Origin of the sequence: Paenibacillus vandeheii, assembly GCF_030433635.1 — a bacterium.
Lineage (GTDB): Bacteria > Bacillota > Bacilli > Paenibacillales > Paenibacillaceae > Paenibacillus > Paenibacillus vandeheii.
Window position 1 is genome coordinate 118,402 of sequence record NZ_JAROCD010000014.1, and the last position, 23,091, is coordinate 141,492.

Sequence of the window (23,091 nt, forward strand, 5' to 3'; positions counted from 1 at the left end):
GAATCCATTTGTTGTTGAACTCATATTCAATCGTTCAGGCACCCCTCATCGTCCGAACGGAGCAAGCTTATATATGAAAAAAAGCGGTGTCCCGGACAAATCCGGGAACCGCTTTTGTCTATTTGAACATGTGCACTCCTTCGTCCACAGTTGTCTTTGAAGATGAAAGCACGTGATCCCGCACGCTTAGACGGAAGGCCCGGCGGCAATCCATGATAACAATCCATACGTGTGTTTGGAACCTCCAGTACGTGACACTTCCAGTACAGCTTCATCTTCACTCTGGGAGAGCAGCGACACCTGAAATCCCCGATCATTACACATGGCTACAATCACATAATGCTCCGATATAAACGACTCCTCAAAGGCTATCGATACTTCCACACTTTCTTCATCCTCAGGCAATATGAAAGCCTCCATACCGAACTGCTGCACGACAGGCTGACGGCTGACACTCCGTACAGGCTGAAATGCCAGATGTTTGGCCTGAACGGCTCCGGATTGCAGCTGCTCGCTGCCCACCGCTCCATCACACAAATGTTCCTGTGTAATCGATTGTTCACTCAATATAAACTCCGTAGTTCCACCGATCTCCTGTGACAATTCAAGCTGTGATTGCTGAGCCTGAACTATCTCCTCTGTCGTCACTGAAGCAGCTGCCAATGGCTCTCCAAGCTGGTCCGTTTGGGCTGCCTGCTCTTGTTGTTCCTCCAGCTCCTGATTCGATGTCTGGTGAATTTGTGTTTCCTCCAGACCAGCACCCGGCAGTGCCTCGACCAGGGCCTGCTGTGAAGGCTGTACTGCTTCGCTCTCTGTCTGAAGCAATGCTTCTTGTCTTTTGATCGCTGCCAGCTGCTCCAGTGTTTCTCCACTGAACTGGCGAATCGCATTCCATATCTCTTCGCTCAAATGCGCCGGACCTACAATTCCCGCATTCAAGTGATTGGATGTAATGCTTTGTTCACTCAGTTTGCTGCCATCGATGGCGCAGTCTGCAAGATGCGCGGATGTTATCGCGCCTTCAGCCAATTTACTGCCGTTTACACTGCCGTCGGCCAGTTTAGCACTCGTTACGGACCCATTTTGTAGATGGATCCCGCTTACTGCTTCCTCTTCCAGATGGGTTGTGCGAATACTACGTTCTTGAATATGATCAGCATGGATCGTTCCATCCAGAATATGCCGTGATTGCACACTTTGGTCTGCCAGGTGGATAGCTGATACCGCTCCTTCAAGCAACTTGCTGCCGTTTACACTGCCGTCGGCCAGTTTGGCAATTGTTATGGAACCATTGTGCAGGTGAATCGCACTTACCGATTCCGCTTTGAGGTGGGAGATCCCAATGCTGCGTTCCTGAATATGGTCCGCATGAATCGCTCTCTCTTGGATATGACGGGATTGCACACTTCCACTGGCAATATGGACCTCTGATACCGAATCTTCAAGTAATTTGCTGCCGCTCACACTGCCATCGGCCAGTTTGGCACTCGTTACAGACCCATTTTGCAGATGAACCGTACTGATTGTATCCTCTTCCAGATGGGCCGTGCCAATGCTGTGCTCCTGAATATGGTCAGCAAGGATTGCTCCTTCCTGGATATGGCGGGACTGCACACTTTCGGAAGCGATATGGATCCCCGACACTGTATCTTCGAGCAACTTGCTGCCGTTTACACTGCCATCAGCCAGTTTGGCACTCGTTACGGAGCCATTTTGCAGATGAACCGCACTTACTGCTTCCTCTTCCAGATGGGGTGTGCCAATGCTGCGTTCCTGAATATGACCCGCATGGATGGCACCTGCCTGAATATGCCCGGATTGCACACTTTCCGATGCGATATGAATCCCCGATATAGTACCTTCGAATAACTTGCTTCCGTTTATACTGCCATCCGCCAGTTTGGCACTCGTAACAGATCCATTTTGCAAATGGACTGCACTTACCGACTCCTCTTCCAAATGGAGTGTGCCAATGCTGCGTTCTTGAATATGACCAGCAAGGATTGCACCTTCTTGGATATGGCGAGTTTGCACACTTTCGTCTGCCATGTGGGCAGCCGATACTGCCCCTGCGGCTAATTTACTGCCATCAACACTACCACTCGCCAGTTTGGAGCGTGTTACCGATTCATCCTGTAATATAATCGTACTTACTGCTTCTTCTTCCAGATGAGACGTACCGATGCTGCGTTCATGGATATGATGAGGAAGAATCTCACCATCTTGAATATGACGGGAATGTACAGCTCCTTGCTGCAGGTGAACCGCACTTGTCGACTCTGCCTGAAGGTGCAAACCACTGATCAAACCTGGCTGCAGATGAGCCGCTGTAATGGATAAAGGTGCCAGATGGCCTGTTTCGACAGATCCAGGTGCCAAGTGATGGGATGTGACTACCTGTTCAGCAATATGTTCCTCATGAATGATGTCGGGTTTCAGATGCTGTGAATTCACCACCCCCGTACCCAAATGATCCGATTTCACACTTCCATCAGCCAGATGAACGGATTGCACAGCGGATGGCTGCAGATGCTCGCTGCCTACAGAGGCCTGTTGTAATTCTGTCCCGGATACCGAGTCTGCTGCCAAATGGTCTGCTGTTACGGAACCATGCCGCAGTTTGTTGCCTGTAATACTACCATCGGCAAATAATTCGGGTGAACGTACTTCCTCCGACAAATGTTCCAGTGAAACGGCATGCTGCTTCAGGTGATAACCGCGAATGGTTCCTGCTGGAATATGTTTGGCGTGAATGCTTTCTGCCATAATTTTGGAAGAAGTCACGCTGCCGTCTGCCAGTTTGGCTGACGTGACAGCAGAATCCGCCAGTTTATCCGTGGCAACACTCTCCGGTGATAGCTTGGGGGAGGTAATCGCATGATCTGTAAGATGAGGTGGAAAAATGGATCCGCCTGCCATCTGGGCTGAAGTTACACTGCCAGGAGCCAATTTGTCCGTGGTGACTGCGGCCCGTGCAATAGCTTCCGTTTCGACGCTGCCTGGCTGAAGATGAGGTACACCTACTGCATGTTCTGTCAGGTGTTCCGATTTCACTGCATAAGGTCTCAGGGCCTCGGAACCAACGCTGCCTGGAGCCAGATGTGTACCTGTGACTCCACCGCTGGCAAGATGCGAGGATACGACGCTCCCCGGGGCAAGCGCTCTGCTGCTAACCGAAGCCGTTCCAAGTTTTTCTGTTGTCACACTTCCATCCGCGAGCTTGGTGTCTATAACTGCAGCATCCTGCAATTCATACGTACCTACAGCTGACTCTGCCAGATGCCGCTCAGATACCACGCCATCCGCGAGAGCATCTCCGGACACACTTCCGGTAGACAGATGAGTTGCCTCGATGCTTCCACTTGCAATGTGAATGGAGTGAATTGCGGAATTGTCCACATGTACCGGCGTGATTCCCCGGTTCGCAATGTGTTCCGCACGAATGGACCCTTTGGCAAGATGTTTGCCCTGTACAGCTTCATCCGCAATTTTGGAAGAAATGATGCTCTGATCAGAAATCTTGGAGGCTGTAATCGACTGTTCCAGCAATTTAGCTGTTCCAACCGATTGATCTGCCAGTTTGCTGCTGGTTACAGCACCGTCCGTCAAATGTTCACTGCCTACTTCTCCGTTGCCAATCTGCTCCTTGCCAATTGCATAAGCGCGGATCTGGCTTGAACCGATGGAACCATCCAGCAGATGTCTTCCGCTTAGCGAACCCTCAGCTAAATGCCTTGTTTGTATGGATCCATCCTCAATTTGGTCACTCCCAACACTGCCAATAGATAGTTGTGAACGACCAATAGCCCCTTCTGCCAGATGCGTCTGTTTAACAGCACCTGCCTGGATATGGTGAGACTCGATGGATTGTTCTTCGATTTTGCTGCCTGTGACAGCACCTTCACGAATTTTGGATGTAGTCACCGCATCGTCAGCCAGTTTAGAGGTATGCACAGCTCCTCCCGTGAGATGCCTTGTATCCACGCCGCTAATCGCAATCTTGTCTCCAGTTACGGCATGATTCTTGATTAATTCTTCCGTAACCAGCATTCGGCTGAGATGTCTTGTTCCGATGGAACCGTCGGCAATTTTGGCTGAATCGATGACCTGGTTGCCAAGCTTCTGGGAAGTAATGCTGCCATCCCTGATTTTATCGCCTGCAATAGAAGCATTTCGTATTTTGTGACCTGACACGGAGCCGTCAATCAAGTGCTCTTCGGATACAGATGCTTCCGCAAGTTTAGCGGAAACAATTGCCCCGTCTGCAATGTGAATGCTGGTCACCGCATAATCCTGCAATGCTTCACTGCCTACCGCATCCGGTTTCAGCTTGGAGGCATCCACTGAGAAAGGAGCCAGTTTGCTCTCCGTAACAGCAAATTCACTCAAGTCGTCCGTGTAGATATAGTGTCCGGTATGACCCGGCATCTGGTTCTGATTCAGGATCTGCAGCCGATCCCTGCTTGTGATTTCCTGCTTGTTGATGTCCTTTTCTTCTTCTAGAACATGCGGAGCCACGCTGCTGACCTGAATCTGTTTTTCCGGGCTATGCTGTGTCTCGACGACTTCCTCGTTATCAGACTCTACGGGTTCCGGCTTGATGATTTTGGCTACGATTTTTAGGTCTTCCAGCTCGTTCGTTGTAGCAGGTAGCTCCATTGATTCGAATAGGAATTCTTCTGATGCCTGAATGGCCCTCGAATCCCGTTTATTTGCATTCACGCGCTCTTCCCTATTCGAAGTGAAACCTGAGCTCATTGTGTCTGACCGTCGATTGGTCAGATCCAGTTCCTTAAATTTTGGACTCACATGCCGCAGTTTCGGCGTAGGAATCTTCTTATTGCCCTTTTTACTCATACAGCCTGCTCCTTCCTCTGACGTTCGTCTCCGGCATCATATGCTCCAGTCTGGGCATCTGCCACTGCAATTCATGACTTTTGCCAATTACAGCATCTGGATGTACAAGCTTCAAAATATGCGTTAACAGAATGCTGTCTGCTGAAATAGGCTGTACCAACTCACTTATGTAAGGCGGCTGTCCACGCCCCTGCCCCGGAAATGTCATACGATATCATGTAAGCATTTTGCATAAATCTATAGAATGCAAAGGGCTGGTATGAGAACTCATTGGTGCCTATCGAAGCATCATGATTCCGGTCTGCGTTATCGTGATATCCAATCAGGCGTTGACAGCCCGGCACATTTCATGGATGGACGATCCATGGTCGCGATAACATTGAAGGAGGAACGGTCATGCTACAAGAAACGATCGGTATTCTGTTCGATTCACGCATGTACCGGGGGATACCGGCTGGAAGGACGGGTCAGGAATCACTCGCGAATGTTGAACAGGCAGCGGCCTGTTATGGATTAACCCCTTGTTTTTTGCGGCTGGAAGACGTGGATTCGGATACCAAAACCTGTATGGCTTATGTAAAAAAAGAGGGTAAATACGTGCGTCAAAGGATGCCATTGCCTTCCGTTATTCATAATCGGGCTCTCCAGCTTCGCCGTACGGAGCAGCACCAGGTGACCCAACTTCTGTTGCAGGGCATACAGGTATACAATGTGCGCAATCGATACCGCAAAGATCACATTCACGAGATGCTTTATCAGGACCCCAGCCTCAGGCAACATCTCCCCCGTGCGGTCAAAGCTACACCTGAGTCTTTGGCCTATATGATGGAACATTACGATGATCTGGTAATCAAGCCATGCAGCGGAAGCATTGGTCACGGCATTATGCGGATATTCCAAAAGGAGGGTCAATGGAAACTGACATGTGAGACAAGAACTTCACGCAAGGGTTGGGCAACCTTTCGACTAAATAAGGGACAACTGCCCTCGGCCACCCTGCGCCGTATTTTCCGTCATGCTTATCTCATTGAAGAACGCATTCCTCTGGTGCGCTATGAGAGCAGACCCGTAGATCTGCGAGTATCTGTGCAACGGGGAAATGACGGCTTGTGGGGGATTACGGGCATATTTGCCAAGGTAGCTCCGTCTCATACGTTTGTCACAAATATTGCCCAGGGCAGCAAAGTCATGACGCTGGCTGAAGCTCTTGGCTCGGAGGAATCCGACTGGCATTTACTAGAACTGGAGGACAGAATCAAGTCTGTGGGACTCCGCATCGCACGGACGCTGGCCTCGAGCTTGCCACATCTTGCGGACCTTGGACTTGATCTGGGGATAACAGAGAACGGGCGGATTTATTTTATCGAATGCAACGGAAGGGATCAACGCTACGGTTTCCGAAAGGCCGGGATGACGGAGCATTGGAAGGCAAGTTACCGACAACCGATGGCTTATGGACGTCTGCTGCTGGAACAGAATTCGCGCATATCGCGGCAACCTCAGACGTACGATAGGAGCTTATATTGATTTCGTGGGCATTCTGTGTCAATATTATGCAGAACGGCCGGTCCTGCCGGCCTTGAAGTTCGCACTAACCCTAAGGGGGATATTCATGGCAAAAACGCTGTTGCGGTTAATGACCGAGCTTTCTTCTCGCAAATGGATCTCCCGGACTGTGGGAGCCTTCTCCAAAAGCCGAGGAAGCAAGGCATTTATCCCTTATTTTGTCCGGACCTACGACATCCCTGTTCAGGAAGCTGAAAAAGACTGGAAGGAATATCGTTCATTGAATGATTTCTTTACCCGTAAACTTAAACCGGGCATGCGCCCGCTTGAACTTTCAGAACATGCATTGATCAGTCCGGTAGATGCCAAAATCACAGCAGCCGGTCCGGTATCTGCTGGAACGCTCCTGAATGTTAAGGGACAAAATTATACACTTGCTGAATTATTAAACCACTCACCGCATCTGGAGAAGTACAAGCACGGCTATGCTTTTGTCCTATACCTCAGTCCCCGCGACTATCACCGCATTCATGCGCCTGTTAGCGGTCGCCGAATGGAGAGTGAACATATTAAGGGCAAAGTTTATCCGGTAAATGATTTTGGCCTGACCCATATGAGATCGGTGCTGAGTCGAAACGAACGGCTCATTACGTATATTGCCCATGATTTTGGAGAAGTTGCTGTCGTGAAGGTAGGCGCAATGAATGTGAGCAGTATACAGTACGCCGGTACGGATGTCAGTTCCTGGGCACAAGGCGATGATCTCGCATATTTTGAATTCGGTTCCACCGTCGTACTGTTGACGCAGAGCGGCACATTCGAACCGAAACCAGGCTTGCAGCCTGGTGATTCCGTCAAAATGGGAGAATTGCTCGGTCGGTTAAAACCCGTCCAATGAGCAATGAGCAGATGATTCCTGAATAACAGGAGTCATCTTTTTAATTTCTAATATACAGAAAGAAATTACACACAGAACATTTGCCTATATAAAAAGGTACTCGCAGCCGGAACACCTTTTTAGGGTAAAGTGTCCAGGCTATGAGTACCTTTGGCTGATCAGAGAATGCAATTATCTGCTTCAGATCTATGTAGAAGCCAAGATGACATCCGTTCTCATTCCATGTATACATGCAATACGAAGCTATGCTTCGTCATATTGGTTTTTCTGACCATTTCCTAAAACCATACGTCCTGCATTTCCTCTGCCGGTTTGCTGCGGCGCAGGCGGTTCCGGAAAAGATTAAAGCCCTTTGTAGAGCATCCCCGGTTGCGGACCCGACGTTTTCCGTTCATCACAAGTTCCCCCTTTCGATCGTCTGGAATGCTACATACTTACCCCTGCTTCCCAGAATTGAAACGTTGCCATATTCTACCCGACAAAGAGGCCCTATCGAATCTCGGACGGACTTTTGCCGGTATATTGCTTGAACTGACGACTGAAGAAAAAGATATCCCGGTACCCAAGGGCATCTGCCACTTCGGTCACATTCATACCGGTATGCACCAGCAAATGCTCGGCCCGCTCAATGCGCATGCGAATGATATAGGATTGCACGGACGAACCAATCAATTCCTTGAACTTGATCGAGAAGTATCGAGGCGATAATCCAGCCCTGGCAGCGAGGTCTTCCACGCGATGTGTTATCCCTGGATGCTGGCGCACATAGTTAGCAACCTCCTGGATGACATCAGATAACTGGTTGCTCACCTTTTTCTCTACAGGAGCTTCCGTGTCCGCGCGCAGCAAATGAATCATCAGCTGTTTCAGAATCAGCCGACTTTCTTCCTCACGTCCATATACATCGGATAAGAACAGCCGTACATACCGAGCCAGCAAATGCTCGAATTCGACCGTTTCCAGTACTTCACGATAGGACTGCGGAACATCATTAACGGGGATATCTACATCAAAATGAATATACGTAAGTACCAACGGTTTTTGCTTATTATGTGTTGCAGTAGGATGATCGCCTGGCCTGAACAGGAAACAGCTTCCCTTGCCCACTTCATATGGCTGATCGTTCAGCACCACGGTCCCCTCACCGCTCCACACGTAAAATAAGTCATAGTTTTGCATCGGTTTTTCCCGCTTCTGCCACTTCCATCCCGGTTCGCAGACAATTTTGGCGACGGCGGGCAAAATAACAAAAGATGACGGCGATGCCTGCAGCATGTCGCCACTCCCCCTTGAAAGTTAATCTCTTTTGCATACGGCATCAATAATGATGCGATATGTGTATATATATGATTCCTGCTCCTGCTGGAGCGAAACGCCTTATTCCATTATACAGCGGAATTCACCGAAACGAAAATGTGCACTTCTCCCATGCTAACCGCATTCGCCTTATCCCCTCTTGAATCTCCTCTTTCTCCAGATGTGCAAAGCCAAAACACACAGCCGGAAGACCTGGAGTCAGCCGATAACGCTCCGCATCACGAAATACGACACCTTCTTCCAGAGCCAGTGCCTTGAACCTTTCATAACTGTCGATACTCCCTTTCCAGGCAGCATAAATATGCAATCCAGCATCCCCAGGCTGCATGAGGAAAGGTTCCGGTAATACCCGCTTCATCTCACTGACAAAAAAAGCATGCCGTTCCCCGTACAGACGGGTTAACCGTCTTAGATGGCGCAAATATCCTCCCCGGGTCATAAACTTCGCAAGTGCACGCTGCTCCAGAAGGGCAGGAGGGACCGGTTCGTACAGTGCTTTTGCAGCGATCAGTGGCTGCACCAGACCTGGCGGCAGAACCGCATAGCCAAGCCGGAAGGATGCAACCATCGTTTGTGAGAACGATCCTACATAGATGACCCGTTGTTCACGATCGAGTACCTTGAGCGGTTCAATCGGTCTGCCGCCCCAGCGAAATTCACTGTCATAATCATCTTCAATAATGACGGCATTGCGCTCCGACGCCCATTCAAGTATGGCTCTCCGTCTGTCCAAACCAAGGACTGCTCCTGTAGGAAACTGACGGGTTGGGGTCACAAATAACGTCTGTGCCTCCCAGCGCTGCGGAATAATTCCCCCGCTATCAACCTCTGCTGGAATAATCGTTCCTCCACAGGACTTCACCGCATGGGCAATCCCCTGATAACCCGGATTTTCCAATACTACAGCTGCCCCCTCCGGGATAAGCAGCTGTGCCAGCAGGGTGATGCCCTGCATGGAACCACTAAACAACACGATCTGTGATGCATCAGCCTGGATGCCGCGTGTCCATCTTAGATGTGACGCGATGGCCTCACGCAGTTCAAGATCTCCAGCAGTACCACTTCGTTCATGTGATCCACTGCTGCGATGAACGGCGGCCAAGGCACTTTTCCATTCCGCTTGCGGGAAGTGCTCGGCAGGCATGCGCTGTACATGGAAGTTGATGACCGGTTTCTCCCGTTCAATAGATGACGGTTTTTCATTTTGATTATGAATATTCAGCATGCTCACCCGCTCTCCCCATGGAGAAAGTGGAAGGATCGCTTCCTGTCCCGCATGTTCCTGTGCCGTTAATGTGTCCGAAACAAAAGTCCCTCTTCCCCGATGTGCCCGCACATAGCCATCAGCGAGCAGCATGTCATATACCTGGGCTACGGAGCCGCGTGACATTTCATACTGACGTGCTAACTCTCGGGTGGAAGGCAGTCTTGTGCCACCAGCCAGCATTCCAGCATGAATGGCGTCACGCAAAGCATGGTACAATGCCTCGTATTTGTAACGATGTTGAAGCTCGTATGAATCCATGGGCAGCCATAATTCCATCGTGCACCCCTTTTCCAAATAAATTGGTCTATTAAAGTGAATGTAAATTGGATCTTTTTATATGTCAATGCAGGTTCTATTGTTATGGCTAAGGTACAACATCTAATACACATTGCCATTCAAGGGGGAACACCAGTGAGAAGAAAAGAATTCAATGTAGATGAAGAGCAGGAAATGATAACCTTTCTGGACCAATGCTCCTTTGGTTTTCTGGGGACGGTCAGTCCAGACGGGCAGCCACGGGTAACACCGCTAAACTTCGTATATATGGACGGTTGTTTTTATTTCCACGGCAGTCTTGCCGGAGAGAAAATGAAGCAGATCAAACAGGATTCCTCGGTCAGTTTTACAGTGGCAGAAGAGTTTTCCCTGATTCCATCTTATTTCAGTGATCCCGAGCTAGCCTGTCCGGCAACCTCTTTTTTCAAAAGTGTAATGGCATTCGGTCAGGCAGAGCCGCTCCAGGATCTGGATACCAAAGGCAAGGTTCTGCAACGTTTCATGGAGAAACTCCAGCCGCAGGGCGGATATATCCCCATTGATGCAGCTGATCCCCGTTACAAGGGACAACTCAAAGCTGTTGCTGTGGTCCGCATTGTTCCGGAACGGATGAGTGCCAAGTTCAAATTTGGACAGAACCTCACAGCCGAACGCTTTGATCATATTAGTGGTGAACTGGAACAGCGTAACGAAGGAAGAGATGCGGAAACCGCAGAAATGATGCGGAAATACTGTCCTTTTCATCAGGAATAATACTCATTTTCCATAGTAGAATCAAACGAAAGAAGTGACATTAACCTAACTCAAAAACATCCACAACAACGCGGTGAAGTGATAAAACTGTCATTATGCGTTATTTCCGTGACGGGGGGAAGGCAAGGTGTTATAATGTTAGGCAGTTGAATCACAAAGACTTGGAAGGATGAAAAGAATGAATCCACTGGCTGAACAGTTGAACGAAAGTATTCAGGCAGGCAGCAGTCACGTCTACTCCATGCTGTCGCAGCTCGGCAAAGAAATCTATTTTCCAAAAGAAGGTATCTTGAGTCAGTCTGCTGAAGCAGCAAGTCTGGCCAAAACCTACAATGCTACGATTGGTATCGCTCTGGAGGGCGGTGTGCCGATGCACTTAGCTGTTATTCAGGATAAGCTGTCTGCATACCAACCGAAGGATTTGTACCCTTACGCTCCGCCTGCAGGGAAGCCTGAGCTGCGGACCGTATGGAGAGATAAGATGCTGAAGGAAACACCTTCCCTTGAAGGTAAAACGTTTGGTAATCCGATTGTAACTAACGCATTAACTCATGGATTAAGTATCGTAGCCGACCTGTTCGCTGAAGAAGGGGACGCTGTTATATATCCGGATAAAAACTGGGAAAATTATGAGCTGACTTTCGGAATTCGCCGTCACGGCCAGTTGGTTCATTATCCCCTGTTCGATGATCAATTGAATTTCAATAGTGCAGGCCTACTCGAAGCGTTGCTTGCGCAGAAGGACAAAGGCAAAGCCATCGTGCTGCTCAACTTCCCGAACAACCCGACAGGTTATACGCCTGGAGCTGAAGAAGCAGATGCAATCGTAGATACGATTCGTCAAGCGGCGGAGGCTGGTGTAAACGTCGTTGCTGTAACCGATGATGCCTACTTTGGTCTCTTCTTCGAAGATTCCATTCACGAATCCCTGTTTGGTAAACTGGCGAACCTTCACCCACGTGTCCTGACTGTCAAAGTTGACGGTGCCACCAAGGAAGAATTCGTATGGGGCTTCCGCGTTGGATTCATCACATATGCTCATGAAGACGCTGCGGTTCTGCATGCACTGGAGCAGAAAACGCTGGGTATTATCCGTGCAACCATCTCCAGTGGTCCGCATCCTTCCCAAACTTTTGTACTGGATGCACTGAAAGCACCTGAGTTCGAAGCACAGAAGCTGGAGAAGTTTGAAATCATGAAAGGCCGCGCCAACAAAGTAAAAGCCATTCTTGATAGCGGTAAATACGGTGAGGTATGGGATTACTACCCATTCAACTCCGGGTACTTCATGTGTCTGAAGCTGAAAGATGTGGGTGCAGAGCAACTCCGGACACATTTGCTACAGAAATATGGCGTCGGTACCATTGCACTGGGTGAGTCCGATCTGCGAATTGCTTTCTCCTGTATTGAAGAATCCGGCTTGGAAGATCTGTTTGATACGATCTATCGCGGAGTTCTGGATCTACAGACGAACTAGATCATATGCAGTAAAATGCTTATCTAAATAAAGAAGTCAGGAAACGAACTAGCTTGCGTTTCCTGACAAATATGAACACCCCTCTGTATCCTGATGAATATCTCTCGATACAAAGGGGTGTTTTGTGTTCACTCTGAAAACGCATGGCTGTCTGGGCCGGGGCAAATGCCCAAAACGATGATTTTGAAGCTGTACCGGGCAACGGCCCAATCAGCCTACCTCCACGGTACATAATATACGATGTACGCAAGGGCGTGCCTAACACCACTTGAAAGGGGAATGACCAATGTCTGGAGTTGTTGAAGAAACAAGAGGCGGTTATGGTTGCGGCGGTTTCGGAGGAGGATTTACAAATACAGGTGCCATTCTCGTTCTGTTTATCTTGCTCGTCATTATCACTAAATCGTTCCTCTGTTAGTTCATACGTCCTCAACATGAGTCGGAACAAGGTAAGCTGATTCTAACAAAAAGACGGGTATTCCGAGATACAGCTCGGAATACCCGTCTTTCTGTTATGTTTCATTAGAATTGCTGATCGGCATCGCCAATGGACGCTAACTGGCAGATGCTCGACCGTTCATTCATCCTCTTCTTCCTTCAACCACTTATTGCCCTGAGAACGTCGCATCAAATAGATCACCAGCGCGCCAAGGACCAATGCCGCTCCAGTCATGCCTAGTCCACTCACTCCCGCAGCGAGCATCGGCAGCCACATAAGTAAGGCAACCATTGCATGCAGATTCGAGATGAAGCCCAGCACCTGGGAACGACGACTTTCTCCCGAGATAGGATATATCATAATCCAGAACGACTCACTATGACTGCGACGCAGCGCACCCAGTTGCACACCTGCAAGCAGCAGGAAGAACAGGTAGACACCTATACCGAAATAACTGCCTGCCGTCCACCAGGACAACAACATTCCGAGTACGACCAGGCGTACAACGATCGAGAACACTTCAGTTCGGATAAATGTTTTGGTAATCAGATAGCGGTAAGCTTTTCCTGCATTCCAGGGGAGGCCACTCCCCCATTTGCTAAGCCAGCGGCGAGAAGTTACTTTCTGGCCTGATGAAGGTACATCGACAAACCAGCCCAACGTTCGCATCACTCGTCCAGCCTGGCCCTGTTCCACCTGGATAAGACGTTCCCATGAAACCCGATGTTTCAGAGGAATACGCAGGGCAACGATATAGACAACAGCCAGCAGCAGCAGGAACCAGATGCTGCGCTGTGGAGGCTGCCACAACCAGGCGGCAACCGCAAGCACAGCAAGTGCCCATCTGAGCAAACGATATCCTCTGGCGGCACCGATCTGCACCATGCGCAGCTCTTGCCATGCCCCATAGCTGGACAGCCCTTTCCACAGCAGCAGCAGCAGGATAAACCAGCCAAATGGCCTTGCATCCTGATCCGCTCGAACATAGAGCGGCCACAGCGTAATGAATATGAAGAGCATGCCCAGGGTTTTATAGATGATGCCACGGGCGAAGCTGTTTTTCAGATATTCGTGCATCCGATATTCCTGCGGACGTAAAAATACGATGTCAGCCGGATGCAGATATGTACGATAGCTGCTAAACAGCACCAGTGGTGCCAGCAACAGCAGCGTAATCCAGCGAATCGGGAATCCCGCCGGAATATGCTGTACAAACGATGTATACCAGGCGGAGAACGCAATGACGAGAAATAAGAACACCATGGCTACGCCGCTCTGAATGACATAACCCAGGTAAGGAAGAATTCCATTCCAGAATCCCGTGCGTCTTTGCTTCCATAGCTGCTTGAGATCCATGCTTAATCCCTGCCCTGTACAAGGGAATAGAACATATGCTCCAGCGTGGCATTCGATTCCCCGAATTGAGTACGCAGCTCATTCAGCGTCCCTTGAGCAATGACCTGTCCCCGGTGTAGAACAATGAAACGGTCACAGTAATTTTCAATGGTAGACAGAATGTGTGAACTGAGCAAAATGGAAGATCCCGACGCTTTCATTTCGAGCATAAAATCAAGCAAAGAGCGAATCCCGAGTGGGTCAAGTCCCAGGAAAGGCTCATCAATGATGTAGAGTGGCGGACCTGCCACAAAAGCACACATGATCATGACCTTTTGCCGCATACCCTTGGACAGGTGGGTGGACAGACTGGTACTTTTCTCATTCATGCGGAACAATTTCAGCAGCTTCTCCGTACGCTGTTTAAAATCAGCCTCCGAAACACCGTATGCTCTGGCTGTAAACTCCAGATGCTCCATAACCGTCATTTCGTCATACAGCTCGGGAGATTCCGGTACAAAGGCCATGGCAGATTGATATACCTGTGGATCTTCGTCCCGCTTCTTGCCCATGACCCGCACTTCACCCTGCTGAGGGGTCATTAACCCTAAAATATGCTTCATTGTCGTACTTTTGCCAGCACCGTTTAATCCGATCAGTCCGACCATCTCTCCGCGTCCAACTTCCAGATCGATGCCGTGGAGGACCGGCCGCTTGGCACTGTAACCTCCGCTTAGCCCGTTGATTTTCAATACGGGCGGTTGAACGTTTTCCATCTATCCCTGCACCTCTTTCGTCAGGTTTTATTCTTCAGCGCGTGGCTCTTTGCCTTTGCTCCATTTGGGAGCGCCCTTGTTCTTGCGATCCTGGTCCCGTTCAGTTCTGCCTGCATTGCCAGCTGGCTTGCCACCCGTCGGGCGTTGGTTCGATACAGCAGTTCTGGCGCCACCATTACGGCTGGCCTGACCAGGCTTACGATCCCGGGACTGCCCTGGTTTTCTGGAGAAGGAATGCCCTTCAGGCCGGGTATCCGGGCGCGGATCAGCCTCGAGCACTTTCCCCCCGAACAATACACGTTCCGGCAATTCGATTCCAAGTTCCCGCGCAAACTTGCGCATAATGAAAATTTGCGTTTCATCCACGATCGACAACACGATGCCGCTGCGACCCATCCGGCCTGTTCTGCCTGCGCGGTGAACATAGTGTTCCGAATCAAATGCAGGGTCATAGTTAATGACCATCGGCAAGCCTTCAATGTCCAGTCCTCTGGCTGCGACCTCGCTCGCGATCAGCAGCTGCAGTTTGCCATTGCGGAAAGCGGATAGCACATTGCTGCGGGTCACTTTGTCGGCGTCTCCATACAGCGCAGCTGCAGAGAAGCCCAGATGATTCATTTTCGCTTCAACCTCGCCAATATCCTCGGTAGCATTCACAAAGACGATGGCGCGATCCGGGTTATATTGTCTAACCAGACGTCGCAGCATATCGATTTTGTTACGGTTTTCTTCCACAAAATAAAAATGCTCAAGTCCCGCAGCGGTTGCCCGGTCCGGTTCAATACCGATCTGTACCGGATCTTTCATCTCCCGCTTCGCGAGTCCAGCGGTATGTTCATCGATCGTTGCGGACAGGAAAATGAGTTGACGGTCGCGCAGGGCACTGCGCAATACGAAGTCCACGTCGCTTACCCCGCCGAGCTGGAATACCTGGTCTGCCTCGTCAATAACGATTGTGGAGACGTTGTGCATTTTCAGCTTTTTCAGCGTGATCAATTCCTTCAGTCGTCCTGGCGTTCCCACAACCAGTTCGGGGTGTTCACGCAGCTTTTCGATCTGACGTTTTACCGCTGCACCGCCAATGAGTCCCAGAACGCCGATTTTACGTTCTTCTCCATACCGCTGTGCCTCGCGTACAATCTGCATCGCCAGCTCTTGCGTCGGAGCTATAATGAGCTTCTGTGTGCCTTTCACATCACTTTTGATGGATTGCAGCAGTGGCAGCAGATAGGCGAGCGTCTTGCCTGTTCCCGTCTGAGATTTTGAAACCACATCGCGACCTTCCAGAATAACTGGTATCGTCTGTGCCTGCACCGGTGAAGGTTCGTTGATGCCATGTCTGGCGAGTACAGCCTCAAGATCCTGTTCTACGCCAATTGAAGCAAATGTTTGATTCGTCATGTATGTCCATCCTTTAAATTTATTCGTTTTGACGCTATATATCTTCAACTAATAAATATTTACACTAACACTCCGATGACAGAACAACCTTCCGATCGCTGTTATCCCCAGATTTTTTTGACTCATTTTTGAAAATGGGAAATCCGGGGATAAAGGCGAACGCTTCGCTTCTTCAGGTTATTTCTGTCCTCTCCGTTATCGTGTAAATGTTTAGTTGAACATATATAGCCCTGCTTGTACTGATAAAACCGAAGCCTGTCATCACATTACCTTTCATTATATGCGAAAAAAGCCTGCGGACCAAATCTTATTCACGAAACACATTTTTACAGACAAAAAAAAGAAAAGCCCCTCGGCGGAGCCCTTCTTTCATCCGATATGTGATGCCCACTGTTGCATCTTACTTCTGATTCATTACACCGTGCGACAGCCTGTCAGCAAGACGCGGAAATAGCTGATACAGCCACACACCAGCCGAAGCCAGTCTGGGCAGATTCACTTCTTCCTTGCGCTTCTTCATCGCCTGGATCATATGCCCCGCAACCTCTTCCGGCTTCAGCATCATCCAGCGTACATTATTAACATAATTACCGGAGGGATCCGCCCGTTGGAAGAACGGTGTATCGATAGGTCCGGGATTAATGGTCGTTACCGTGACTCCGGTTTTGCGAAGTTCCTGGCGCAGGGCATTGCTGAAACCTAGTACGGCATGTTTGGTTGCCGTGTATGAAGCGGATTTTGCAGTTCCGATCTTGCCAGCCATGGAAGCTACATTTACAATTTGTCCTCTGCCTCGTTGCAGCATCTGCGGCAACACTGCCTTAGTGCAGCGGACAATGCCCATGTAATTCACGTCCATCATCTCATCGAATTCCTGCACAGACATATCCGTCATCGCCGCAAATTTTCCGTAACCCGCGTTATTCAGCAAAATATCGATTCGTCCGTATTTCTGCAACATCGCATTCACGGCTGTCTGAACCTGCTCATCATTCGTTACATCTAACGTGAGTAGTTCGTGTTGCCCTTTCAGCGAAGCACCAATCTCCTCCAGCTTGTCCCGCGAGCGGGCAGCCAGAATCGGGATGGCTCCTTCTTCTATCAGCATCTGCGCACAGAGCGCACCAATTCCGCTCGACGCACCTGTGATAAAAACAACCTGATCTTTCAGCATACCCGATGTCCTCCCGTATTGAACACATATTGCCCCTAGAGGCGTATGGTTCTATTCTACGAGATCATCACTTGAATATCCATCTCACCAATTCCGTCCATCAGCAAAGGAATGCTCAACGCCTTCGTTGCACTAAAGGAAGCCACATATTCAGAATTCATCACTTGTGGAGGTGTAATATCAACAACGACACCCTGATTAGACAGGATGGTACTTGCATTGCCGCTAATCATATTGCCAAGTTCCGAAATAGCACTTTTACTCATTTCGTCCATTTCTGTAATGACAAAACCGCCCATCATGGCAGAAACAATTTTCAATGCAACCGACTCTTGTATTCCAAATACAATGTTTCCGCTCAATTGTCCAGTCATTCCGATCACGATCCAGACATGGTCTGCAATGTACTCCACATTTTTCACGCCAAGACTCCCGGTGGAAGGCGAAACCTGGATGAGCTGTTCGAATACGTTCCGTGCGGATTCCAGGAAAGGATTAATCACTTCCGCTTTCACTGTCTAATGTCCCCCTTACACTGGGTTATTGGTCACACACCAAAAGTCCCATATTCAATAAATTTATTATACTTTATCACGTACAAGAATTCACCAAGAATTCGGTAAGGCATGTGTACTATAATTTATCGTCATCCACGGGGGAAATGTTTATAGCTGATTCTAGCGAAAAAACAAGGCTTTTCGCATCTGTTGCAACAACAATTGCCACGGAGGGGCATGGCAAAAGGTCTTTAGGACTTTTTTACTGTTTCTTAAAATATTAAAAATTTTATTTTCTTGAAATAAAATTAATTTCTCGTTCTTATGGACCTCCCCAAATCCATGATGTTCCCTTCATTGCCCTGCTGTCCTGAATCACCTATAATTTAAGGAACGCAAGCAATGACCAGTTACGGGATTCCACTATGGATAGACAGAAGACATTTTACGTGCAAGGAGGCCATACATGAATATCAGTCAACTAGAGACGCTGATTACCATCTCGAAAACGATGAGTTTCCGCAAAGCCGGAGAACTTCTAAATCTGACCCAGCCTGCCGTTTCGGCCCAGATCAAAAGCCTGGAGGATGAATTCAGGACCGTTCTTGTCGATCGTAACCAGCCGGTAACCCTCACCGATCGTGGACAGGTGTTTCTGCAACATGCCGAACGTATGCTGGATATCGTAGGTGAGCTGAAACAAAAACTGATGGATCTCGATGAGACCCCTCAGGGACATATCAGACTCGGCACAACGACGTCCATTGCCATTCAGATTTTGCCCCGGGTGTTATCTTACTTTCAGGATCAATTTCCACTTATCAAGACCAGTATCCAATCCCTCCCCTCCTCACAGATCTATACCCAGGTCGAGAATGGTATGGTCGATATCGGTATCGGTTATCTCACGGAGCGTAATCCTAACCTGAATACGTCCGTGCTGTATTATGATACGTTCGAACTTGTGGTGTCTCCATTCCATCCGCTGGCGAAGCAAAAGCATGCTGCGGTGGATGTCCTGCGCAGCACACCTCTGATTTTGCTATCCCCGGATACGGTGGGGCGTCGCTTTACGGAAGGCATTTTTAAGAAACATAACATTGAGCCCAATATCGTCATGGAGTTGTCGAGCAGCGAGGAAGTGAAGCGGATGGTTGAGATCAATCTCGGGGCAGCCGTCATATCCAAACAATCCGTTGCCCATGAGTTGCGGCAAGGCACACTGCGCATGATTCCACTCAGTGAACTGGAGGTCAGTCACCCTGTCGGAGTCATTTACAAATCAAGTCGTTATCTCAATTCGGCCATGCAGCAATTCCTGAGCGATCTCAAAGGCATGCCGGAGACCCAGTTCATCAGTTCAGAATGATAAATGAGCCATGAGAAAGGAAGGATTTCATATGAAATTTGATCTTCACACCCATCATTTTCGTTGCGGTCATGCGGACGGCAATATTCGCGACTATATTGAGGCAGGTATTCAAGCTGGACTTGAGGTCATCGGTATCTCGGATCATACACCTTACTTTGGAAGTGACGTAGAGCAGGCTTTTCCCCGGATTGCGATGGGCAAGTCGGAATTGCGTCATTACGTGGAAGAAGTACTTGCTCTGAAGGAAGAATACGCAGGCAAAATTGATGTGCTGCTTGGCATCGAATCCGATTATTTCCCTATTCATGCCGAATTGTATCGTAGTACGCTGGGGCAATATCCTTTTGATTATATTATTGGTTCAGTTCATCACACGGAAGATGTCAGCATATTCAACAAAACCCGCTGGAATGGTTTAAGCGATGCACGTAAGGTGGAAGTGAAAGAGAGTTATTATGCATTGATTCGGCAGTCAGCCCGAAGCGGTATGTTCCAGATCCTAGGCCATATTGATGCGATGAAAGGAAATTATCCACCTTTCTCGGACATTAACGCGGATCAAGCCATTGACGAAACGTTGCAGGTCATTGCAGAATCGAACGTGGCCATTGAAATTAATACGTCGGGTAAAACCAAGCTTAGTGGTGGCTGGTACCCGTCAGATGCCATTCTGGAGCGTGCGCATCATTACGGAGTGAAGGTGACCTTCGGATCGGATGCCCACAAACCACAGCGTGTTGCCGATGAACTGGATGACGTTCGTACACGTCTGCAAGAGATCGGGTTTACGGAATGGGTATACTTCAAACAGAAACAGATGCAAGTTGTACCGTTTTAATCATAGAGCATCACAATAAAACCCTCATGGCGTGAATCAGCACGCTGTGGGGGTTTTAGGTTCGTTTCCTAATATAAAAAAAATGAACCCGCAAACAGCGGGTCCCAACAGCATTATCTATTATCAAAAAGGGGGTCATGAGATAAGTTTACCCGCTGTCTGTTAGAGTTCAATTGCAGCTATATTTCATTTGTGTAACAAATGATTGAAGTTCGTTTCAACCCTCTGCTGTTTCATTTTATTCTATGTTACTCGTGCTTGTCGGATACCAATGTTTGCAGGCGATTTTCCCAATGAGAACGGACATGCTGTTCACGATACAGACTATACACCTTAACATCCAGCAGAGTATCCGGTGACTCACCATCCTCATGATTCAAAACAAACGAGGGCAGGGTTCGTTCATAACTCATGCCGCTCTTGCAAAGCACTCGTTCGGATGAAACATTTGCCTCGTAACATCGGGCTTCCACTTTGGACAAATTAAGCTCGGCAAAACCGAATTCCAGCAAACGCTGTACTGCCTCAGTGGCGACTCCCTTGCCCCAGCAGGACCTGTTCAAGATGTATCCGATCTGTGCGGTACCATTCTGGTCATTCCAATGTTGGAATGAAGTGATGCCAATGATCTGCTCACTGCCTTTCCAGCAGATGCCGTAATGCAGTGAATCCAGCTTGGCGCTGCTGCTGCGAATCTGATTCAATAATCGCCGAGCCCGGATTGGTGTGGGCTGACTTCCCCTGTTTACATAACGGATCACCTGCGGGTCGGAAAACAGCTCCGACAACGTGCTGTAATCACTCTGACGTAATGATCGAAGAACAAGGCGCTCTGTCCACAAAGCAGGCAATCCTTGGCCCAGCATTTTTCGGGTCAGCATGACAATCGCTCCTTTTGCCTAACGGGTTCTAGTCCGGTAAGACAAGCATGCTCTGAGGATGATCCGGCGCAAATAGAATACATGGATAAACGACGATACATCAATATACTCAACAACACTCCGCTCAGTAGCCCGAACATTAGTATGCCAATTCATTACAGCAATTTATTCCTGAAATCACTAATCCGTTTGCAGCCCGCGATAGACACCTGTACGAAGCTCTCGGATATAGAAATCAAGTGAGGGCACCTGGGCCTGCTGAGCAGTCTGTACTTCCTGTTCAATATCATAAGGTACCCTTACAAATTGAAGGTTGAATGGCGTGTTCCGATCACTGCTGTTCTCTCCTTCAAGAATACAGTATGAAGCCTGGGTCAAATCAAGCGGGTTACCGACGCTGCCTGCATTGAACAACATTTTCCCATTCAGAAATTGCAAGTATGCGTTATGCACATCCCCATATCCTACGACATCCGCCAGACCGAGCTCAGGCTCATCTGCCGGAGGATCAAACATGGCTAACCTCTTCCCGATCTCATCCCACGGCTGTACACGGTGATATACACTTTGGGGAGATGCATGCACCAGGCGGATCGTCCGACCACTCAGCTCTAATTGGTGGCTAAACGGCAAGCTCTCCAAATATGTCAATCGCTCCTTACCCAGCCGCTTCGCTTGCCAAGTAAAATTCTCATTGTCCGAATTAACCGCAACCAGCTCATCCCAGTTGCCACGGATGACTTGCTCACATGTCTCTCTTACCAGATCCACAACCTGTACCGGGTCCGGTCCCTTGCCAACGAGGTCGCCAAGACAAAAGATTCGCTTCAATCCGCGACTCCGAATATCGTTTAATACCGCTTCCCAAGCAGTCATGTTGCCATGAATATCGGATACAATCGCAATTCGTTCCATCTGGCTAACCTCCCTCTATGCTCTATATTCTTTATGTTGTTAACCCTTTAACTCAAAAACAGTCAATTCCGGCCTGCACAAAAAGCGAATCGGCAGTTGGGTCATGCCAAAGCCACGGTTCACATAGACTGGCATATGCTTATCCCCTGCGTAATATAACCCTTGAATATACTTGAGTGAACCTCTCGGTGTAGTTAGTGCCCCAATCCACGGAAAACGCACCTGCCCGCCATGACTGTGTCCGGAGAGCTGTAGTCCGAAACCGTAAGGTGCTGCAATGTCTGCATAATCGGGCTCATGCATAAGCAGCAGTTTCCAGACCTCTCTACTCAATCCCTTGATTGCTGCAACAGGATCAGGTCTGCCCGTAAGCGCGTCATCCAGACCTGCTATCGCGATACGTGAATCCCCGCGTTCAATCAGAACATGGCTGTTTCGGAGCAACGTGAATCCGGCCTCCTTGAACATCAGCTCCACTTCATGCTGCTGCTGGCCACGATAATCATGATTCCCTAATACGGCATATTTGCCATACTTCGCTTGCATCGAGGCAAGTACAGGAATACATTCACGCATCGGTTCTGCTTCCCGTTCAACCATATCTCCGGTAAAACAAATCAGATCAGGCTGCTGCTCCCGTATCGTTTCAGCTAGCTTCTCCATTTGTTTCAGCCCCGTGTGGAATCCAAGATGAACATCACTGAACTGGATCACACGCAGTCCCTCGAATGCTTTTGGAAACTTGGGTAATTTCAATTCAACGTGCTTGATTTCCAAATGACGCGGCTCCCATAACCAGGCATATCCTCCTGTGAGCAAACTGGCACTCGCCGTCATCAAGATCATGCGCAGCAAAAAACTGCGCCGGGAGGGATCGTGATCCTTTTCTTCTCCTGGGAAAATGGGGTTCTCCGAATCAGATCCATACTGTGAGCGCCGGGGCGGCGAGATCTTGCTGCCCTCACGCGGTGTTTCTCCCATGCGTCCCCCTCCTTCTTCCGCTCCAAATCCATCTCCTTAGTATACCATATTCTGCATGACTAGCCCGGTTCCTCTGAGTATACAGAAAAAGAAGCCGTGTTCTTGGGCTACAAGCGCCTAGGATCACGACT

At 49.0% G+C, this 23,091-nt stretch carries 19 protein-coding genes; 7 read left to right on the forward strand and 12 right to left on the reverse strand.

The features are described from left to right. Nucleotides 1–186: 186 nt before the first annotated feature. Entirely contained in the window at nucleotides 187–4,857 is a 4,671-nt protein-coding gene (locus P5G61_RS25345) for a WIAG-tail domain (protein ID WP_301248996.1), read from the reverse strand. Next, complete coding sequence (locus tag P5G61_RS25350; RefSeq protein ID WP_301248997.1) at nucleotides 4,850–5,065, reverse strand: hypothetical protein; 216 nt, start codon at nucleotides 5,063–5,065, stop codon at nucleotides 4,850–4,852. Before P5G61_RS25350 ends, P5G61_RS25345 begins: the two co-directional genes overlap by 8 nt. 188 nt (nucleotides 5,066–5,253) lie before the next feature. Here P5G61_RS25350 and P5G61_RS25355 point away from each other — a divergent pair, with 188 nt between their 5' ends. Continuing rightward, nucleotides 5,254–6,384, forward strand: coding sequence for a YheC/YheD family endospore coat-associated protein (locus P5G61_RS25355; RefSeq protein ID WP_301248998.1), 1,131 nt, complete (start codon nucleotides 5,254–5,256; stop codon nucleotides 6,382–6,384). 85 nt (nucleotides 6,385–6,469) lie between these two features. Continuing rightward, a complete protein-coding gene (gene asd, locus P5G61_RS25360; protein ID WP_301249000.1) occupies nucleotides 6,470–7,261 on the forward strand; it encodes an archaetidylserine decarboxylase in 792 nt (263 codons plus the stop codon). A gap of 489 nt (nucleotides 7,262–7,750) precedes the next feature. Here the strand turns inward: asd and P5G61_RS25365 are convergent, their stop codons facing one another. Then, the gene (locus P5G61_RS25365) at nucleotides 7,751–8,536 is read right to left on the reverse strand and encodes a helix-turn-helix domain-containing protein (protein WP_024632610.1); all 786 of its coding nucleotides are present in this window, start codon (nucleotides 8,534–8,536) and stop codon (nucleotides 7,751–7,753) included. 124 nt (nucleotides 8,537–8,660) lie between these two features. Then, nucleotides 8,661–10,121, reverse strand: coding sequence for a MocR-like pyridoxine biosynthesis transcription factor PdxR (pdxR, locus tag P5G61_RS25370; protein ID WP_301249001.1), 1,461 nt, complete (start codon nucleotides 10,119–10,121; stop codon nucleotides 8,661–8,663). Between the two features lie 135 nt (nucleotides 10,122–10,256). Here pdxR and P5G61_RS25375 point away from each other — a divergent pair, with 135 nt between their 5' ends. The 3 genes from P5G61_RS25375 (at nucleotide 10,257) to P5G61_RS25385 (ending at nucleotide 12,769) form a co-directional block, all read left to right on the forward strand. Continuing rightward, nucleotides 10,257–10,874, forward strand: coding sequence for a pyridoxamine 5'-phosphate oxidase family protein (locus P5G61_RS25375; protein ID WP_301249002.1), 618 nt, complete (start codon nucleotides 10,257–10,259; stop codon nucleotides 10,872–10,874). Nucleotides 10,875–11,052: 178 nt separating this feature from the next. Continuing rightward, the gene (locus tag P5G61_RS25380; protein ID WP_301249003.1) at nucleotides 11,053–12,351 is read left to right on the forward strand and encodes an aminotransferase class I/II-fold pyridoxal phosphate-dependent enzyme; all 1,299 of its coding nucleotides are present in this window, start codon (nucleotides 11,053–11,055) and stop codon (nucleotides 12,349–12,351) included. Nucleotides 12,352–12,637: 286 nt separating this feature from the next. Continuing rightward, nucleotides 12,638–12,769: a YjcZ family sporulation protein gene (locus tag P5G61_RS25385; RefSeq protein ID WP_218671893.1), complete on the forward strand. Its 132-nt coding sequence runs from the start codon at nucleotides 12,638–12,640 to the stop codon at nucleotides 12,767–12,769. 159 nt (nucleotides 12,770–12,928) lie between these two features. Here the strand turns inward: P5G61_RS25385 and P5G61_RS25390 are convergent, their stop codons facing one another. From P5G61_RS25390 to P5G61_RS25410, 5 genes are all read right to left on the reverse strand, one after another. After that, nucleotides 12,929–14,146 carry an ABC transporter permease gene (locus P5G61_RS25390; RefSeq protein ID WP_024632614.1) on the reverse strand — a complete coding sequence of 406 codons (1,218 nt, stop codon included), beginning with the start codon at nucleotides 14,144–14,146 and terminating at the stop codon, nucleotides 12,929–12,931. A gap of 2 nt (nucleotides 14,147–14,148) precedes the next feature. Further along, nucleotides 14,149–14,901: an ABC transporter ATP-binding protein gene (locus P5G61_RS25395; RefSeq protein ID WP_079347644.1), complete on the reverse strand. Its 753-nt coding sequence runs from the start codon at nucleotides 14,899–14,901 to the stop codon at nucleotides 14,149–14,151. 27 nt (nucleotides 14,902–14,928) lie between these two features. Continuing rightward, complete coding sequence (locus P5G61_RS25400) at nucleotides 14,929–16,302, reverse strand: DEAD/DEAH box helicase (RefSeq protein WP_301249004.1); 1,374 nt, start codon at nucleotides 16,300–16,302, stop codon at nucleotides 14,929–14,931. 400 nt (nucleotides 16,303–16,702) lie between these two features. Beyond that, nucleotides 16,703–17,476 carry an SDR family NAD(P)-dependent oxidoreductase gene (locus tag P5G61_RS25405; RefSeq protein WP_301249005.1) on the reverse strand — a complete coding sequence of 258 codons (774 nt, stop codon included), beginning with the start codon at nucleotides 17,474–17,476 and terminating at the stop codon, nucleotides 16,703–16,705. A gap of 56 nt (nucleotides 17,477–17,532) precedes the next feature. Beyond that, on the reverse strand, nucleotides 17,533–17,991 hold the full coding sequence (locus P5G61_RS25410; RefSeq protein WP_024632618.1) for a chemotaxis protein CheX: 459 nt from the start codon (nucleotides 17,989–17,991) through the stop codon (nucleotides 17,533–17,535). A gap of 448 nt (nucleotides 17,992–18,439) precedes the next feature. Between P5G61_RS25410 and P5G61_RS25415 the strand changes: the two genes are divergently transcribed. Together P5G61_RS25415 and P5G61_RS25420 are read left to right on the forward strand one after the other, a co-directional pair. After that, nucleotides 18,440–19,342: a LysR family transcriptional regulator gene (locus tag P5G61_RS25415; RefSeq protein WP_024632619.1), complete on the forward strand. Its 903-nt coding sequence runs from the start codon at nucleotides 18,440–18,442 to the stop codon at nucleotides 19,340–19,342. Nucleotides 19,343–19,373: 31 nt separating this feature from the next. Next, entirely contained in the window at nucleotides 19,374–20,183 is an 810-nt protein-coding gene (locus tag P5G61_RS25420; RefSeq protein WP_301249006.1) for a histidinol-phosphatase, read from the forward strand. Between the two features lie 248 nt (nucleotides 20,184–20,431). Here the strand turns inward: P5G61_RS25420 and P5G61_RS25425 are convergent, their stop codons facing one another. The 3 genes from P5G61_RS25425 to P5G61_RS25435 all read right to left on the reverse strand — a co-directional run bounded on the left by P5G61_RS25425 (nucleotide 20,432) and on the right by P5G61_RS25435 (nucleotide 22,960). Continuing rightward, nucleotides 20,432–21,064, reverse strand: coding sequence for a GNAT family N-acetyltransferase (locus tag P5G61_RS25425; protein WP_301249008.1), 633 nt, complete (start codon nucleotides 21,062–21,064; stop codon nucleotides 20,432–20,434). A 180-nt stretch (nucleotides 21,065–21,244) separates the two neighbouring features. After that, nucleotides 21,245–21,979 (reverse strand): metallophosphoesterase family protein, encoded by a 735-nt coding sequence (locus tag P5G61_RS25430; RefSeq protein ID WP_301249009.1) that lies wholly within the window; start codon nucleotides 21,977–21,979, stop codon nucleotides 21,245–21,247. Between the two features lie 39 nt (nucleotides 21,980–22,018). Next, the gene (locus tag P5G61_RS25435) at nucleotides 22,019–22,960 is read right to left on the reverse strand and encodes a metallophosphoesterase (protein ID WP_301249010.1); all 942 of its coding nucleotides are present in this window, start codon (nucleotides 22,958–22,960) and stop codon (nucleotides 22,019–22,021) included. Nucleotides 22,961–23,091 lie beyond the last annotated feature (131 nt).

Excerpts from the sequence above, each read along its gene's own strand:
- P5G61_RS25365 (WP_024632610.1), bottom strand. The coding sequence starts at position 8,536 with ATGCTGCAGGCATCGCCGTCATCTTTTGTTATTTTGCCCGCCGTCGCC.
- P5G61_RS25400 (WP_301249004.1), bottom strand. The coding sequence starts at position 16,302 with ATGACGAATCAAACATTTGCTTCAATTGGCGTAGAACAGGATCTTGAG.
- P5G61_RS25350 (WP_301248997.1), bottom strand. The coding sequence starts at position 5,065 with ATGACATTTCCGGGGCAGGGGCGTGGACAGCCGCCTTACATAAGTGAG.
- P5G61_RS25430 (WP_301249009.1), bottom strand. The coding sequence starts at position 21,979 with ATGGAACGAATTGCGATTGTATCCGATATTCATGGCAACATGACTGCT.
- P5G61_RS25390 (WP_024632614.1), bottom strand. The coding sequence starts at position 14,146 with ATGGATCTCAAGCAGCTATGGAAGCAAAGACGCACGGGATTCTGGAAT.
- P5G61_RS25405 (WP_301249005.1), bottom strand. The coding sequence starts at position 17,476 with ATGCTGAAAGATCAGGTTGTTTTTATCACAGGTGCGTCGAGCGGAATT.
- P5G61_RS25415 (WP_024632619.1), top strand. The coding sequence starts at position 18,440 with ATGAATATCAGTCAACTAGAGACGCTGATTACCATCTCGAAAACGATG.
- P5G61_RS25385 (WP_218671893.1), top strand. The coding sequence starts at position 12,638 with ATGTCTGGAGTTGTTGAAGAAACAAGAGGCGGTTATGGTTGCGGCGGT.
- P5G61_RS25425 (WP_301249008.1), bottom strand. The coding sequence starts at position 21,064 with ATGCTGACCCGAAAAATGCTGGGCCAAGGATTGCCTGCTTTGTGGACA.
- P5G61_RS25380 (WP_301249003.1), top strand. The coding sequence starts at position 11,053 with ATGAATCCACTGGCTGAACAGTTGAACGAAAGTATTCAGGCAGGCAGC.
- P5G61_RS25435 (WP_301249010.1), bottom strand. The coding sequence starts at position 22,960 with ATGGGAGAAACACCGCGTGAGGGCAGCAAGATCTCGCCGCCCCGGCGC.
- asd (WP_301249000.1), top strand. The coding sequence starts at position 6,470 with ATGGCAAAAACGCTGTTGCGGTTAATGACCGAGCTTTCTTCTCGCAAA.
- P5G61_RS25395 (WP_079347644.1), bottom strand. The coding sequence starts at position 14,901 with ATGGAAAACGTTCAACCGCCCGTATTGAAAATCAACGGGCTAAGCGGA.
- pdxR (WP_301249001.1), bottom strand. The coding sequence starts at position 10,121 with ATGGAATTATGGCTGCCCATGGATTCATACGAGCTTCAACATCGTTAC.
- P5G61_RS25420 (WP_301249006.1), top strand. The coding sequence starts at position 19,374 with ATGAAATTTGATCTTCACACCCATCATTTTCGTTGCGGTCATGCGGAC.
- P5G61_RS25345 (WP_301248996.1), bottom strand. The coding sequence starts at position 4,857 with ATGAGTAAAAAGGGCAATAAGAAGATTCCTACGCCGAAACTGCGGCAT.
- P5G61_RS25355 (WP_301248998.1), top strand. The coding sequence starts at position 5,254 with ATGCTACAAGAAACGATCGGTATTCTGTTCGATTCACGCATGTACCGG.